Raw genomic sequence first — 15,498 nt, 5'->3', positions numbered from 1 at the left:
TGTCGGTGGTGCGCCGTACCGTGGAGCAAGCCATGACCGTCACCGCCACGCCCCCGCAGATCACCTCGCCCGAACCCGTCGCTGACCCCTCCCGACGGGTCGATCTGGGCCGGTTGCGCAGTCGCTGGGGGATCGCCGCGCTGGTCTTCCTGGCCATCGCGGTCATCGGCCAGACTCTGGGCACCGTCGTCGCCGGGCACCTCGCAACGAGTCCGACCGCGAAGCTGGTCTGGCTGCTCGCGATCTGCGTCGCCGGTGGCGCAATCCTCGACACCGCAGGCAGATTCACCTGGGCGGCCGTCGTCGACCGGGCCGAGGGACGACTGCGCGAAGACCTACTCGACGCCGCGCTGCACCAACCGCTGTCCGCGCTGAACGAGCAGGCCGTCGGCGAAGTCCTCGACCGCGTCGACGACGACACCCACGAGGTCGGCAACCTCGCGCGCCGCGAGTCGTGGGGACTGATGCGCACCCTCTTCGGGCTGCTGCCGATGTGGATCGTCGCGGGCATCACCTGGTGGCCGGCCGCGATCCTCTTCCCGATCGTCGGAGCCGCGGTGTTCCTCGCGATCCGGCCGCTGCTGAGCCAGATCGCCGAGGGCAAGGTCATCGAGGAGATGGCCTGGACCGACCACGCCGCCGCCCTTGAGGAAGGCATCGCCGGAGCTGACGACCTGCGCACCTCCCTCGGCCAGTCGTTCGCGGTGAAGCGCCTGGCGGGGCTGTCCGCCAAGGTCCACGACCGCTTCTTCAAAGTCGTCACGATCGAGGGTCGACTGATCCGCCGCACCGGTCTGATCGCCTACGGATTCCTGGCGTTGACCGGCGTCGTCGGTGTGGGACTGGTCAGCAGCGACCACCTGTCACTGGGTGAACTCGTCACGCTGTTCCTGGTCACGACCACGTTCGTCGCGCAGATCGACCAGGCCGCCCACCACCTGCCCGATCTGCAGGCCGGTCTGGGTGCGGTCATCCGGCTACGGCAGATGCTGGCGGTCGCTCCCGAACCCTCCGGCGGCGTCCCCGTGCCCGAGGGCGGTCTGTCCATCGACGTCCACGGCCTCGATTTCAGCTACGGCAGCGGCTCGTTCGGTCTGCAGGACGTCAACCTGCACGTGCCCGCCGGCGACACGATCGCGCTGGTCGGTCGCACCGGCTCCGGCAAATCCACCCTGGCCTCGTTGCTGTCACGGGCCGTCGAAGCACCGATCGGCACCGTCTTCCTGGGCGGAGTCGACATCGTCGACCTCGACCTGCAGCAACTGCGCTCCAGCGTGGGCGTGGTCACCCAGCGCACCGAGATCCTGGCGGGGAGTCTCGCCGACAACATCACCCTCTTCACCGAGTTGCCCCGCGCGAGTGTGCAGGACGCGGTCGACCGGCTCGGCCTGACCGATTGGGTTGAGGGCCTGTCCGACGGCCTCGACACCCTCCTCGGACCCGGCGGCACCGCCTTGTCCGCCGGGGAGGAGCAGCTGGTGGCCTTCGCGCGACTGCTGGTCCGCAACGTGCAGGTCGTCGTCCTCGACGAAGCGACCGCGCGGATGGACCCCGTCACCGAAGCGCGAGTCGTCGCCGCGGCAGACCGGCTGATCGCCGGCCGCACCGGCGTCCTCATCGCGCACCGCCTGGGCACCATCGAGCGCGCCCGCCTGGTGGCCGTGCTCGACGGCGGCCGGGTGGTCCAGCAAGGTGTCCGGGCCGATTTGGCGCAGCAGCCGGGACCGTTACGTGACCTGGTGTTGGCCAGTGCCGCGGTCGAGACCGAGCCCGCCGAACGCCCCAGTGACGTGGGCGGATTGGTGGCCACTCGGCGTACGACGGAGCCCCCGCCCGCCCCCGAGGTCGGCACCGGGCCATCCCTGGCCAAAGGCATCGCCCACGCCCTCGTCGTCCGACCCGAGTGGGGTCTGATCGCGATCGGGATGTTCCTGATCTCCGCGATCTGCGGCGGCCTGGGCGCCGGCACCGGCTGGATCTGGGGCACCATCGTGCAGGACCTGCAGGACGGTGACACCCCGTCGTGGCTGCTGGTCGCCCTGGTGGCCTGCCTGTTGGTGGGCGTGTTCACCCTGGTCTCGGCGATCAAGCGGTACCCGCGCTGGTGGATCGAGATCCTGCTGCGGGTGCGGATGTCGGTGCTGGTCGGCCAGACCGCGCAGCACCGGCTGCCCAAGACCCCGCCCGGTGAAGTGGTTGCCCGGGCGATGGACGCCGACCGTTATGCGCGGTACGCCGATCGCTGGGTCGACTTCGTCAACGGCCTGGCCATCGCGCTGGTGACCGCCCTGTTCGCCGGGACCTGGGTCGCGGGAGCCGTCCTGCTGATCGTCATGATCGCCTCCGCGTTGGCCTCGGCCCTCGGCCGTCCGGTCGCCGGTCGGTCCGCTGCCCGGGCTTCCGCGGCGCGCGCCTCGTTCGGTCGATCGCTGGTCTCGGCCCTGGATTCGGCCCGCACCATCAAGTTGGCCGGCCGGATCCCGCAGATCCACCGGCACCTGCGCAAGGTCGACGGCGGCCGCGTCGAGGCGGCCGTCTTCGAGCACCGCGTGCAGGCGCTGCTGGACGGCGTCCCGATCCTGATGGTGCAACTCGGTGTGGTCGCGGCCTGGGCGGCCTACCTCGCCGGATGGTGGGGTCTGGCCACGGCCATCCTGGTCGCGAACGCCGTCAACGGATTCGACTGGTTCGGTCGGGTAGCCGGGTCGGTCGTGACCGAGGCTCCGGGCACCCGGGCGTGGCAGAAGGCCACGTCGCGATTCGCCGGGGGAGCGGACCTGATGGATCTGCCCCCCGGCGTGGACCTGCTCACCGGTGAAGCGCCCGGCGCACCTGTCGTCGAGCGGATCCCGTTGCAGGAGTTGACCCTTCGCGATGTGACGGCGTTGCACGATGACGGCACGATCGGGGTGACCGGGGTCAACCTGACTGTCGATCGCGGCGAACTCGTGCTCCTGCTCGGCCAGGTCGGCTCGGGCAAGTCCAGTCTGCTGAAGTCGCTGGCGGGGCTCTTGCCGCACACCGGCTCGATCCAATGGAACGGCGTCGAGGTGCAGGACGCCGAGCTGTTCCTGCGGCCCGGGCAGGTCGCCTACGTCGGGCAGATCCCGCGGGTGCTGTCCGGAACGTTCGACGACAACGTGCGCCTCGGCTTCGATCGGGACTTCGAGCAACCGGCCGACGACGCGCGCCTTTCGCGAGACGTCGCCGACGCCGGTGGTGCCTCGGCGCTGGTCGGGCACCGCGGCGTACGGCTATCCGGCGGGCAGGTGCAGCGGCTCGCGCTGGCCCGGGCGCTCGCGGCGGACGCGGAGTTGTTGCTGGCCGATGACGTGTCCAGTGCGCTCGACGCGGCGACCGAGATCGAGTTGTGGACCGCGTTGCGCTCGCGGGACATGACGGTCATCGGCTCGACGTCGAAGCGCTCGGCACTGGAACGAGCCGACCGGGTCGTCGTGCTGGTCGACGGCGGGTTGGCCGATGTCGGCCCGTGGCGAGAGTTGTCGGGGCGCTGGGGTCACCTCGCCGGCTGAGATCTGTTGGTTAACCAGACTTGACCAAGTAGAATCACGGTATGCCAACGGTGAATGTGTACGAAGCCAAGGCGCAGTTGTCGAGGCTGCTGGAAATGGTGGAGCGCGGCGAGTCGGTCACGATTGCGCGAGCGGGAAAGCCGGTCGCAGACCTTGTGCCGCATGCTCGGGTCGATATCCGCTTCGGCGCGATGCCCGACCTGCAGTTCGACGAAGCGACCTTCGATGAGGAAGACGCCGAAATTCTCCAGATGTTTGGTCTCACGTGAGTGCAGTGCTTCTGGATACACACGTACTGCTCTGGCTCCTGACGGACAGCACGAGGCTTGGCCGGCGAACCCGCGGGCGACTGGCCGCTGAGGTTGCCTATGTGTCTTCGGTGTCCCTGTGGGAAGTCGAGATCAAACGATCGATCGGCAAACTCGTCGTCCCTGGTGATCTGAACGAAGCGGTGACTTCGTCCGGTCTGCGTGAGCTGCCCCTTCGCTGGGCGCACGTGTCCGGGTACCCGGATATCGAGCTGCCTCACCGAGATCCGTTTGATCGCATGTTGATTGCACAGGCGGGCGTGGAACGCCTCGATTTCCTGACCGCGGACCGTCAGATTCTGGGTGCGGACCTGTCCGGGGTGTTCGACGCCCGCGACTGAGCGGCAGGGAAGATGCCAAGGGGGTGGCGGTGTTACGTCGATGAAACGCCGGCGCGGTAGCGTTCGACCTCGCCACTCGCCGTACGGCGTCGTCGGTATCTCGTCACCATCAGGGGAAGTACTACGTGGGAACTCGTCAACTTGATCTTGGCTGCACCTTCCGCCATCAGGCGGCGTGGCCGACTGCTGCGCTGCTGCACGTGGTGCCGGCGGTGCCCACGGACGGTGGCGACCCCGCGGGTCGACGCAACCCGGGCATCATCTTCAAGGACGAGAAGTGGACCCTCGAGCCGCAGATCGAGATCCACCCCTACCAGGACGCGTTCGGCAACCAGATCCAGCGGTTTACCATGCCGCAGGGCGTCTCCACCGTCAGTTACAGCGTCCGCGCCGAAGTTCCCGACGAGCTGGACGCTGCCGACGAAAGTGCGCCGGAGATCCCGCCGACCGACCTGCCCGACGACACGCTGGTCTACACCTTGGCCAGCCGCTTCTGCCACAACGATGTGCTGTCCGGTCAGGCGTGGAAGCTCTTCGGCGGCATGGAACCGGGCTACGGCCGGGTTGCCGCGATCTGCGACTGGGTCTGGAACTATCTGGCGTACACGACCGGCTCGACGACGTTCACCAGTACCTCCACGGACGCGTTCCTGACCGGACGTGGCGTGTGCCGCGACTTCGCGCACCTGATGATCACGATGTGCCGCGCGCTGAACATCCCGGCCCGCTACGCCCACGGCTACCTGCCGGACATGGACGTGCCGCCGCTGCCGACCCCGATGGATTTCCACGCCTGGGTCGAGGTCTACCTCGGCGACCGCTGGTGGACCTTCGACCCGCGGCACAACGCCCGCCGCAAGGGTCGGGTGCTGATCGGCGTCGGCCGGGACGCCGCCGATGTGGCCCTCATCACGACGTACGGCGCGCCCTGGCTCCAGTTGATGACCGTCACGGCGCAGGAGCCCGTGTAACACTGAAACCGCTATGACTGACCAGCCTTCCGGGGACGCGACCGCGCGGATCACCGTCGATCTTGATGCCATCCGGCACAACGCCGGTGTGCTCAAACGCCGTGCCGGCGACGCCGAACTGATGGCCGTCGTCAAGGGAGACGCCTACGGACACGGCCTGATCCCGGTCGCGAACGCCGCGCTCGAGGGCGGTGCCACCTGGCTCGGCGTGGCGCAGTTACGCGAAGCCCTGCAGTTGCGGGAAGCGGGTGTCACGGCACCGGTGCTGTCCTGGTTGCACGCTCCCGGCACCGACTTCGACGCGGCGGTCGCCGCGGACGTGCAGGTCGCCGTACCTCACGTCTGGGAGATCGAGGCGGTCGCCGACGCCGCTCGCCGGGCCGGGAAGCCGGCCACCGTGCATCTGAAGGTCGACACCGGCCTGGCCCGCAATGGTGCCTACGGTCCGCAGTGGCCCGAACTGCTCACGGCCGCGGCGAAACTGCAGGCCGAGGGCGTAATCGACGTCGCCGGCGTCATGACCCACTTCATCTTCGCCGACTCCCCGCAGCACCCGAGTGTGCTCGCGCAACAGGAGGCGTTCGCGCAGGCGGTGCAGGACGCCGAGCAGACCGGCCTGGATCTGCGGGTGCGCCACATGGCCAACTCCGCGGCCACCCTGACTGGCAGCAACGTGGCGTGGGACATGGTGCGCCCGGGCATCGCGCTCTACGGTTTGAGCCCCGTGCCCGACATCGGCACGTCCGGTGACTTCGACCTGATCCCCGCGATGACCGTCGATGCGAACGTGACGATCGCCAAACGGGTTCCGGCGGGGCAGGGCGTCAGCTACGGGCACACCTACGTGACCGACCGCGAGACCACGCTCATCGACGTGCCGATCGGCTACTCGGACGGGGTTCCGCGGGCCGCGTCCAGTAAGGGGCCGGTGCAGGTCGGCGGCCACCGGTTCACCGTCAGCGGCCGGGTGTGCATGGACCAATTCGTGGTCGCTGTGGGGGATTTGCCGGTGGCCGAGGGGGACCGGGTGGTGCTGTTCGGGTCGGGCGACAGCGGTGAACCGACCGCGCAGGACTGGGCGGATGCGGCCGGGACCATCTCGTATGAGATCGTCGGCCGGATGAGCGCCCGGCTCCCGCGGCTGTATCGGGGGCAATCATGAGTGCGTTGACGCGGGGCGTCGGAATCGGCGTGGGTGCGCTGGTCGCGGGAGCGGCGGCGGCCGGCGGCTACGCCATCGACCGGGTGCGCCGAGAACACCGAGCGGAACTCGACGGCGTGGACCTGACGCGATTCGTGGTCCCGGCCGACGATGAGCGGGTCGTCGTCGCCGATGACGGTGTGCCCCTGCACGTCGAGGTCGACAACCCGGACGCCACCGAGCACACGGTGCTGCTCAGCCATGGCTTCACCCAGAATCTCCAGGTGTGGGTCAAGCAGCGAAGAGCGCTGCGGGACAAGGGATACCGCGTTGTCCTGTGGGATCAGCGCGGGCACGGCCGGTCCGCAGAGGGTGAGCCCAGCTCCTACTCGGTCGCGACCACCGCGAACGACCTACGCGCGGTCGTCGAAGCAACCGACGGTGGCGGGGAGCTGACGCTGGTCGGCCATTCCATGGGCGGAATGTCGATGATGGTGCTGGGGGAGACCAATCCGGATCTGGTCAAAGAACGGGTCAGCCGCGCCGCGTTCATCAGCACCAGCACCGGTGACCTGTCGCAGGTCGTGAACTGGGGGCTCGGCCGGTTCGGCGGAGTCGTCAACTCGGTTGCTCCCGGTGCGTTGAACAGCCTTGCGCAGCGGCAGGATTGGGTTGACTGGACCCGCCACACCGGCCGGGATGTGGAGCGGCTGATCGTCAATCAGCTGGCGTTCGGCGGCGAAACCACGCCGGAGGTCATCGCGTTGACCTCCGACATGATTGCTCGCACTCGCCTGACCGTGGTCGCCGGGTTGATGCCGTCGTTGCTGAAACACGATGCGGCAGTAGGGCTTCTGGCCTACGGCAAAACCCCGGCGGTTGTCATGCACGGTGTCGGCGACAAGGTCATCCCGGTCGAGCACGCCCGGCTGCTGGCCAAGGCTCTGCCGTACTCAGACCTGGTCATCGTCGAGCACGCCGGGCACATGCTGCCGTTGGAGCAGCCGCAGATCGTCAACGAGCAGCTGTTGTCGCTGATCGATGGCTGAGTACCGCACGCGATTGGCTTCTCCCGATGCCACCGCCGAGTGGGGGCGGACCCTGGGTTCGCTGCTGCGGGCGGGCGATCTGGTGTTGCTGCACGGTGAGCTGGGCGCGGGCAAAACGACGCTGACCCGGTCGTTGGCCGAGGGGCTCGGGGTGCGCGGGCCGATCACCTCGCCGACGTTCGTGCTGGCGCGGACGCACCCCTCGGTCACCGGCGGTCCATCGCTGGTGCACGTGGACGCCTACCGGCTGGGCGGGGACGCCGCCGCTCTGGACGATCTGGATCTCGACGCGTCGTTGGACGAAGCGGTCACCGTGATCGAGTGGGGTGCCGGGATGGCTGAGGGCCTGTCGTCGGCACGGCTCGACATCTACCTGACCGCGTCGCCGGACGAGTCGCGCCAGGTGCGGGCCGTGCCCGTCGGCGAGCGCTTCGAATCGTTGGTTTCTGCGCTACCTCGTTAACCTTGTCGGGTGCTGCTCGCCCTCGACACCGCGACGAACGCGGTCACCGCTGCCGTGCACGACGGCAGCCGGGTCGTGGCATCGCACTCGGTGATCGATGCCCGGCGGCACGCCGAGATCCTGATGCCGGTCATCGACGAGGTGATGGCGGGCATCCCCAAGTCGGAGTTGACCCAGGTCGCAGTGGGCGTGGGGCCGGGTCCCTACACCGGTCTGCGAGTGGGCGTGATGACGGCCATGACTCTGGGTCATGCACTCGGGATCCCGGTCGTGGGTCTGTGCAGTCTGGACGCGCTGGCTGCGGGCGTACCGCTGGATGAGTTCGCTGTGGCCACCGACGCGCGGCGCAAAGAGGTCTACTGGGCCGTGTACTCACAGGGCGTACGCCGATCCGCGCCTTCGGTGAGCCTGCCCGGGGAGCTGCCGATCGACGTACGCCGATTGCCGACGGCGGGTCGTGGGCCGTTGCTCTACCCCGACGACCTGCCCGTGGGCATCGAGCCACTGGACGTGGACGCCGGCTGGTTGGCGACCGAGGTGGTCCGGCGGCAGGCGGCGGGGGAGCCGTTGGATGAGGTGCGCCCGCTCTACCTGCGCCAGCCGGACGCCAAGCCGGCGACAGGCGTGAAGTCGGTGCTGACGTGAGCGTCGAACTGCGGGACATGCAGTGGCCGGATCTGGCGGCGTTGGACGTGCTGGAGAAGGAACTCTTCGGGCCGTGGGCGTGGAGCCAGGCGACCTGGTGGCGGGAACTGGCTGGTCGGCCGAGGCGGCGGTACGTCGTGGCGACCGACGACGAGGAGATCGTCGGGTACGCCGGGCTGGACCACGGCGGCGACGTAGCCGACGTGATGACGATTGCGGTGGCGCCCACGCATCAGGGGACGGGGCTCGGGCGCTCGTTGATGGAGTGGCTGCTGGCGCAGGCGGCGGGTTCGGAAGCCGTGCTGTTGGAGGTGCGAGCGGACAACGCTCCGGCGATCGCGCTGTACGAGAAGTTCGGCTTCGAGCAGATCCAGGTGCGGCGGCGCTACTACCAGCCCGGTGACATCGACGCGTTGATCCTGCGGCGGTTGATGTGACCACTGAACCTCTGGTGCTGGGGATCGAATCCTCCTGCGACGAAACGGGAGTCGCGTTCGTGCGCGGCAACACCCTGCTCACCGACGCGGTCGCTTCCAGCGTCGACCTGCACGCGCGTTTTGGTGGCGTGGTGCCGGAGGTCGCGAGCCGGGCGCATCTGGAAGCGATGATCCCGATGATGTCGCGCGCTGCGGCCGAAGCGGGGCACGCGCTGTCCGACGTCGACGCGGTCGCGGTGACCTCGGGACCGGGCCTGGCCGGCGCGCTGATGGTCGGAGTCGCGGCGGCGAAGGCCGTCGCGTGGGCGTTGGACAAGCCGCTCTACGGCGTGAATCACCTTGCGGCCCATGTGTGCGCGGATGTGCTGGACCACGGTCCGTTGCCCTCGCCGACCGTGGCCCTGTTGGTGTCGGGTGGTCACACCGACCTCCTGCTGGTCAACGACATCGCCACCGACATCACCGCATTGGGTCGGACCATCGATGACGCAGCAGGGGAAGCCTTCGACAAGGTTGCGCGGGTGCTGGGCCTGCCGTACCCGGGCGGACCTGAAATCGACCGTCTCGCGGTGGACGGCTCACCCACGGCCATTGCCTTCCCGCGGGGGCTGACCGCACGCAAGGACCTGGAGCGGCACCGCTACGACTTCTCCTTCTCGGGGCTGAAGACCGCAGTCGTGCGTTACGTGCAGGAGCAGCAGCGCGACGGAGCCCAGCTGAACCTGCCGGACATCGCGGCGTCGTTCAGTGAAGCGGTGGCCGACGTGCTGACCCGCAAAGCGATCGACGCGTGCCAGGAGTACGGCATCCGCAACCTGCAGATCGGTGGCGGGGTCACCGCGAACCGCTGGTTGCGGGCAATGGCCGAAGAGCGTTGTGCGGCAGCAGGAATCGAGCTTCGGGTGCCGCGGATCCGGCTGTGCACCGACAACGGGGCGATGGTCGCGGCGCTGGGATCGCAGATCGTGCAGCGCGGGCTGCCGCCATCGGCGCTGGATCTGGGCACCGACTCGTCCTTGCCGGTCGAACAAGTCCAGATGTAGCTACTCGTCGGCGAGCAGCAGGACCGCTTGGACGCCGCTGACCCGGGTGATGGCGATGGTGCCGGACCGCGACCCGCTCAGCCGCAGCTGTCGGCGCAACGCATCGGCATCCAGCGACACCCCCTTCTTCTTGATGGTCAGGTTGCCGATCTGTTCGTCGCGTAGCCGGGCGCGAAGAGCCTTGACGTTGAACGGGATTGCCTCGCGCACGGCGTACCTCTTGGCCCACGGCACGAAGCGCTGTTTGGCCGATACGACGTAGCCCAGGCCCGGTGCTAGCTCACGGCCGTCGACCGCATTGATCAGCGCTCCGGTCAAGCCCGCTCGGATCACGGCGCGATCTGCCTCGTAGAGGAAGCCATGCACCTGATCGAGGTTCGCCGTTTCAGTCGTCGCGTCGGCTGCGTCGGCCTCGGTGATGCGCTCCGGCGCGTGCTCGTCCAGCACCACGACGGCGCTGCGACCCTTGACCGGCGCCAACGAGCCCCACCACACGGCGCACTCCAGGACTTCGCCACGGTAGGAAACCCACTCCGCTGCAGCATCATTCGGGACTGATCCGTGCGGCATCGACGGGCTGAGCTTGGCGCCGACAGCGGGTAACCGGTGGGCAACGTCGAGCACGAAATCCCACCTCGGTGCCAACTCCTCGAGCGAGAACGTACGCCGAGTGCGCCCCTTCGCGTCGGTGACCCCCGGTGTCCGGCGGGCTGGGTCAAGCCACGCTCCGACGCCACGGGCCGCTTCCCCGGAGGGCATCACGACGTCCTCGGCGCGGGCCTGTTGAACCGAGACCCGCTGCCACGGGCGCAGATTCACCGCTGCCACCGCAGCGGTCGCCTCGTCGGCGTCGACGGCGTGCACCTGCAGTCCGGCCTCGGCCAGGGCGATGGCGTCGGCGCCGATCCCGCAACCCAGGTCGAAGACCGTCTCCACGCCGGCGTCGGCGAACCGGGACGCGTGCAGCGCGGCGATCCTCGCCCGGGTGGCCTGCTCCACGCCGTCGGCCGTGAACAGCATTTGTTGGGCGGCGTCGCCGAACTTCGCGACCGCGCGCGACCGCAACCGGGACTGGGTCAGTGCGGCCGCCACCAGATCGGGATCGAAGCCGTCCGCCCGCAACCGGGAGCCGAGAGCGATCGCCGCGTGCTCGTCGTACGGCGGCAGCGATTGCAACAGACCCCACCCTTCGCCGGTCGCGAGGCGGGCGACGAGTTCGGCGTCCATGGTCGCTAGTTTGGCTCATGTGAGTGGCATTCCGGTGATCCTGGACGTCGATACGGGTGTCGATGATGCGTGCGCGCTGTTGCTCGCCGGCCGACACCCTGCGCTGGACCTGCGCGCCGTCAGTTGTGTCGGCGGGAACGCGCCCGTTGACGACGTCGTGCGCAACACGCTGATCGCGCTTCATGCGGCGGGCCGCGACGACGTCCCGGTGGCCCGCGGCGCCGATCGGCCGCTGCTGGAGGCTCCCGTCGACGCGCGGCACGTGCACGGCGACGACGGGATGGGTGACTTGGGTTGGCCGCCGGCCGCGCGCAGGGCCGATCCGCGACACGCGGTGGAGCTGTTGCGCGACACCTTGCTGGCCTCGCCGGAGCGGATCACGCTGATCCCGCTGGCGCCGATGACCAACATCGCCTTGCTGTTGCGCAGCTACCCACAGGTGGCGCCGAAGATCGAACGCATCGTCTTCATGGGCGGCGCTGCGGATGTCGGAAATGCCACTGCTTCAGCGGAATTCAACGTCTTCCACGACCCGGAGGCGGCCGCCATCGTCCTCGCCGCAACAGCGGAACTCGGCATCGCCGTCACGATGTACGGCCTCGACGTCTTCTACGCGCCCGTGGTGAGCCGGGAGCAGGCAGCGGCACTGACCTCGTCTGAGGCGGCACGTCTGGGTGGTGCCTTGATCACCTTCCAGTGCGACCGGTTCGGCAGTGCCGCCGCGACCATCGGTGACGCCGGAGCCGTCTGCGCGGTCATCGACCCGGCGGGGCTGACGACTCGTGAGTTGCCGATGCGCGTCGAACTCGGTGGGTCCTGGTCGCGGGGTCGCACGATCGTCGACCGCCGCGACTGGGACGGCGACATGAGCCACGACCCGCACGGCCCCGCCCCGCGCATCGAGGTGGCGCTGGAGGTCGACGCCGCGCGGTACGCGAACCTCTGGCTGGAAACCCTGCGATGACCGTCTACGTGCTCGGCGCCCTCAACGTCGACCTGGTGACCCGGGTGCCGCACCATCCGGCGCCGGGGGAGACCATCATGGGTCGTTCCGCCGGTCGCTTCGCCGGCGGGAAGGGCGGCAACCAGGCCATGGCGGCGGCCCGTGCGGGAGTGGAGGTGGTGATGGTCGGTTGCGTGGGCGACGACGACCTCGGCACGGCCTATCTGGCCCGGCTCACCGACGCCGGCCTGAGAACCCAGATCGCGCGGGCCGGTGATCAGCCCACCGGCACGGCGCTGATCACCGTCTCCGACGACGGTGAGAACTCCATCATCGTGATCCCGGGAGCCAACGAATCAGCCTCGGCGCCTTCCGGATTGACCGCCAGCGACGTGCTGCTGTGCTCCCTTGAAGTGTCGCTCGAGGTGGTGGCATCCGCTGCTCGCGCCGCTCACGCAGCCGGTGCGCGAGTCGTGCTCAATCTCGCGCCGTACGCCGATCTGCCAGCTGACGTGATCGCGCTGGCCGATCCCGTGGTGGTCAACGAGACCGAGGCGGGGCAGCTGCAGGACGCCGGTCTGCGACCCGTGTCGGTCGTGACGACCCTGGGGTCGCAGGGTGCCACCTGGACCCGCGGGTCAGGTGAGGTGGCGCGGGAGGCGGGGATCGGCGTACGCCGGGTGGTGGACTCCACGGGCGCCGGCGACACCTTCTGTGGTGCCTTGGCCGCTGCGTTGGCCCGGGGTCTTGACGACGCGGCTGCGTTGCGGGAGGCGAATGCCGCTGGCGCGCAGGCGGTGTCGTGGCAGGGCGCGCAACCCGACGGCTCGCTCTAGCTCAACGGTGTCGCCGCGCGAAGGTGGCGGGATCGCGTGAGACGTAGCCGTTCTGGATCCGCTGGACGCCGCCGAACTGTCCAGCGCAGACGGCTGCGAGAAGTACCGTCTCCGCCGCCGCCATGATCACGAACGAGGCTGGGTCCGCCCGGACGATGGCACCAACGGTCAGGAACAGCGCAAAGATCGCGCCCAGCGCGGCGAACACCACGGTGATCATCCGCAGCATGAGGTCGGCTTCCCAACTCACGTACCGAGCCGCGAACCAATCGCGGTTGGTGGGCGTCCGCTGGCCGACGCGGTAGGGCAGGTCGGCCCAGAAGCCGGCGGCCCGGGCCAGGCGTCGACCCGAGCGGTGCAGCGCGAAAAGCAGCCAGGTGCAAGGGATCCCGATCGCGAGCGCGACCAGAGCGAAGGGCGCGGCGGCCGGGGCGTGGTCGCCGGTCTCGAGCATGGCCAGGGCGGCTCCGGTGAGCAGGATGGCGAAGGTGGCGCCCGCGGTGCCCACCAGGCCCAGTGCCCAGCGCGATACGCGGCCGTAGTCAGCCCGGGTGCGGGTGGCGGCTGCGTCCGCGGAGATGGGTGCCTCCTGGTTGCCCTCGGCAGCGAGGACGTCGGGCATGGTCTCCGGCAGGATCAGCTGAAACACCTCAGGCCAGGATCCGGTCGACGAGGTCGGCCCAGCCGGCGAGGATCCGGTCGCGGTCCATGTGCTCGATCCGCACCTGTTGGTCAAGGATCCGGCGGTCGAGGGGCGCGATGAGGGCGACGGCCAGCAGCGTGAGATCGCCGGTGACGCCAGCTGACCGCAGCAGGTAGCGCACGTGAGTGGCGATGAAACTCTCTGTGGCGTAGGAGCGTTGGACCGATTCGCCGGCCGCGGCGATCAGCTCGGTGCTGCTGCGGTTCAGCTCGAACAGCGACGCACCGAACGCGATGAGTCGCTCCCGTGGACCGGCTCCCGGGCCCAGCGGCGGTGGGCCGGAGATGACGCTCTCCTGCCAGGCCCGGGCGTGCTCGTTGAGCAGGGCGCCCATGACGCCTTCGCGCGAGCCGAACCGGCGAAAGACGGTGCCCTTGCCGACACCGGCCGACGCGGCCAGGCGATCCATGGTGAGGGCGTCGATGCCTTCGGCGGCGACGATCTGCCGGGCGGCGCAGAGCAGCGCTTCGCGGTTGCGCGCTGCGTCGGCACGTTCGGTGGGCGCGCCGAAGGCCACCGGCAACGGCAACGGCATCGGCTTGGACATGACGTGGATCACTCTACGGTTGAGGGCAATTGACAAAGCGGACCGCGGTCCGTTTAATCGTCAGCGTACCCCATTTCAGACTTTCTAGGAGAACCCCCATGACCACCGTCGCCGTCCTCGTCGGCAGCCTGCGCGCCGACTCCGTCAACCGCCGCCTCGCCGAGACCCTGCGCGACAACGCACCCGAGGGTGTGGACCTGGTGATCGTCGACGGCCTGGCCGATCTGCCGTTCTACAACGAGGAGATCGACACCGAGGCGAGCGTGCCGGCGGCTGCTGCCGCAGTGCGCGACAAGGTCGCTGCCGCGGACCGCGTGCTCGCGGTCACGCCGGAATACAACGGCACGATGCCGGCCGTCCTGAACAACGCCATCGACTGGTTGTCCCGCCCCTACGGCGCCGGCGCGATCGTGGGCAAGCCGTTCACCGTCGTCGGCACCACCCCCACGCCGTTCGGCGGCAAGTGGTCGCACGCGGACGCCGCGCGCTCGGCCAAGATCGCCGGAGCGCACGTGCTGGAGGACGCCATCGTGTCGCAGACCGCGATCGACGTTGACGTCTTCAGCGCGGAGATCCAGGACCGCTTCGCCGCGGCCCTGCTGGCGCTGGTGGAGGCCGAAGCACCCGTCGCCGCCTGAATCTGACGCCTGACGCACCCCCACCTGCGGCATAACCAGCCCGAGTGGGGGTGCGTTGTGCTGTCGCGGTCCCTGGTGGCGGCACAACGCGCGCGAGTGACGTGCGTGCGGGGGTTCGCTCTCGGCGTACGGGAAAGGGTTGGCACTCGGCTTGCATGAGTGCCAACGCGCGCCTAGATTCAGAGTTAGCACTCCGCCTCGGACAGTGCTAACGGCAGACCAGGGTCGACCCCCGCGACGGCGGCCCCGCGAAACCGGCGGAAACCACGAGGCGGACGCACCCTCAAACGCAACGAATCCAAGAGGAAGGTCCCACCGTGTCGGTGAACATCAAGCCGCTCGAAGACCGCATCGTGGTCAAGTCGGTCGAGGCCGAGCAAACCACCGCGTCCGGTCTGGTCATCCCGGACACCGCCAAGGAGAAGCCCCAGGAGGGCGAAGTCCTGGCGATCGGCCCGGGCCGCATCGACGACAAGGGCCAGCGCGTGCCGCTGGACGTCGCCGTTGGTGACAAGGTCATCTACTCCAAGTACGGCGGCACTGAGGTCAAGTACGGCGGCGAGGAGCTGCTGATCCTGTCCGCGCGCGACGTCCTCGCGGTTGTCGGCTGACGAACCTCACACGCAGCGCCCCGGCTCGTGCGCCCAGAGTCCCTCGCGGACACAACGGGCCA

Annotated in this window: 17 protein-coding genes; 14 read left to right on the top strand and 3 right to left on the bottom strand. The window is 69.0% G+C overall.

Translation table 11 applies throughout. From position 1 onward, the window contains the following. Positions 1-32: 32 nt before the first annotated feature. From DR843_RS11615 to tsaD, 10 genes are all read left to right on the top strand, one after another. A complete protein-coding gene (locus DR843_RS11615) occupies positions 33-3,533 on the top strand; it encodes an ATP-binding cassette domain-containing protein (RefSeq protein ID WP_109686009.1) in 3,501 nt (1,166 codons plus the stop codon). Positions 3,534-3,574: 41 nt separating this feature from the next. After that, positions 3,575-3,802: a type II toxin-antitoxin system Phd/YefM family antitoxin gene (locus DR843_RS11610; RefSeq protein ID WP_109686007.1), complete on the top strand. Its 228-nt coding sequence runs from the start codon at positions 3,575-3,577 to the stop codon at positions 3,800-3,802. Beyond that, positions 3,799-4,182: a type II toxin-antitoxin system VapC family toxin gene (locus tag DR843_RS11605; RefSeq protein WP_109686005.1), complete on the top strand. Its 384-nt coding sequence runs from the start codon at positions 3,799-3,801 to the stop codon at positions 4,180-4,182. Before DR843_RS11610 ends, DR843_RS11605 begins: the two co-directional genes overlap by 4 nt. Before the next feature lie 125 nt (positions 4,183-4,307). After that, on the top strand, positions 4,308-5,153 hold the full coding sequence (locus tag DR843_RS11600) for a transglutaminase domain-containing protein (protein WP_109686003.1): 846 nt from the start codon (positions 4,308-4,310) through the stop codon (positions 5,151-5,153). Between the two features lie 13 nt (positions 5,154-5,166). Further along, positions 5,167-6,315 carry an alanine racemase gene (gene alr, locus DR843_RS11595; RefSeq protein WP_109686001.1) on the top strand — a complete coding sequence of 383 codons (1,149 nt, stop codon included), beginning with the start codon at positions 5,167-5,169 and terminating at the stop codon, positions 6,313-6,315. After that, positions 6,312-7,343, top strand: coding sequence for an alpha/beta fold hydrolase (locus DR843_RS11590; RefSeq protein WP_109685999.1), 1,032 nt, complete (start codon positions 6,312-6,314; stop codon positions 7,341-7,343). Before alr ends, DR843_RS11590 begins: the two co-directional genes overlap by 4 nt. Next, positions 7,336-7,806 carry a tRNA (adenosine(37)-N6)-threonylcarbamoyltransferase complex ATPase subunit type 1 TsaE gene (tsaE, locus tag DR843_RS11585; RefSeq protein WP_109685997.1) on the top strand — a complete coding sequence of 157 codons (471 nt, stop codon included), beginning with the start codon at positions 7,336-7,338 and terminating at the stop codon, positions 7,804-7,806. Before DR843_RS11590 ends, tsaE begins: the two co-directional genes overlap by 8 nt. Positions 7,807-7,815: 9 nt before the next feature. Further along, positions 7,816-8,451 (top strand): tRNA (adenosine(37)-N6)-threonylcarbamoyltransferase complex dimerization subunit type 1 TsaB, encoded by a 636-nt coding sequence (tsaB, locus tag DR843_RS11580; protein ID WP_109685995.1) that lies wholly within the window; start codon positions 7,816-7,818, stop codon positions 8,449-8,451. Beyond that, the gene (rimI, locus tag DR843_RS11575) at positions 8,448-8,888 is read left to right on the top strand and encodes a ribosomal protein S18-alanine N-acetyltransferase (protein WP_342767183.1); all 441 of its coding nucleotides are present in this window, start codon (positions 8,448-8,450) and stop codon (positions 8,886-8,888) included. The genes tsaB and rimI overlap by 4 nt, the downstream gene beginning before the upstream one ends. Then, entirely contained in the window at positions 8,885-9,931 is a 1,047-nt protein-coding gene (tsaD, locus tag DR843_RS11570; protein ID WP_109685993.1) for a tRNA (adenosine(37)-N6)-threonylcarbamoyltransferase complex transferase subunit TsaD, read from the top strand. Before rimI ends, tsaD begins: the two co-directional genes overlap by 4 nt. Here tsaD and DR843_RS11565 read toward each other — a convergent pair whose 3' ends face one another. After that, positions 9,932-11,158: a class I SAM-dependent methyltransferase gene (locus tag DR843_RS11565; RefSeq protein ID WP_109685991.1), complete on the bottom strand. Its 1,227-nt coding sequence runs from the start codon at positions 11,156-11,158 to the stop codon at positions 9,932-9,934. A 19-nt stretch (positions 11,159-11,177) separates the two neighbouring features. Here DR843_RS11565 and DR843_RS11560 point away from each other — a divergent pair, with 19 nt between their 5' ends. Both DR843_RS11560 and DR843_RS11555 read left to right on the top strand, forming a co-directional pair. After that, positions 11,178-12,122: a nucleoside hydrolase gene (locus DR843_RS11560; RefSeq protein WP_245934103.1), complete on the top strand. Its 945-nt coding sequence runs from the start codon at positions 11,178-11,180 to the stop codon at positions 12,120-12,122. Further along, positions 12,119-12,937: a ribokinase gene (locus DR843_RS11555; protein WP_109685987.1), complete on the top strand. Its 819-nt coding sequence runs from the start codon at positions 12,119-12,121 to the stop codon at positions 12,935-12,937. The genes DR843_RS11560 and DR843_RS11555 overlap by 4 nt, the downstream gene beginning before the upstream one ends. A 1-nt stretch (position 12,938) precedes the next feature. Here the strand turns inward: DR843_RS11555 and DR843_RS11550 are convergent, their stop codons facing one another. Together DR843_RS11550 and DR843_RS11545 are read right to left on the bottom strand one after the other, a co-directional pair. After that, the gene (locus DR843_RS11550; protein WP_109685985.1) at positions 12,939-13,586 is read right to left on the bottom strand and encodes a hypothetical protein; all 648 of its coding nucleotides are present in this window, start codon (positions 13,584-13,586) and stop codon (positions 12,939-12,941) included. A 1-nt stretch (position 13,587) separates the two neighbouring features. Then, complete coding sequence (locus DR843_RS11545; RefSeq protein ID WP_245934102.1) at positions 13,588-14,187, bottom strand: TetR/AcrR family transcriptional regulator; 600 nt, start codon at positions 14,185-14,187, stop codon at positions 13,588-13,590. 98 nt (positions 14,188-14,285) lie between these two features. Here DR843_RS11545 and DR843_RS11540 point away from each other — a divergent pair, with 98 nt between their 5' ends. Next, positions 14,286-14,825, top strand: coding sequence for an NAD(P)H-dependent oxidoreductase (locus DR843_RS11540; RefSeq protein ID WP_109685983.1), 540 nt, complete (start codon positions 14,286-14,288; stop codon positions 14,823-14,825). A 317-nt stretch (positions 14,826-15,142) separates the two neighbouring features. Beyond that, positions 15,143-15,436: a co-chaperone GroES gene (gene groES / locus DR843_RS11535; protein WP_109685981.1), complete on the top strand. Its 294-nt coding sequence runs from the start codon at positions 15,143-15,145 to the stop codon at positions 15,434-15,436. Positions 15,437-15,498: the final 62 nt, after the last annotated feature.

This window comes from Branchiibius hedensis (assembly GCF_900108585.1).
Taxonomy (GTDB): domain Bacteria; phylum Actinomycetota; class Actinomycetes; order Actinomycetales; family Dermatophilaceae; genus Branchiibius; species Branchiibius hedensis.
This window is presented reverse-complemented; position numbering and strand designations above follow the sequence as displayed.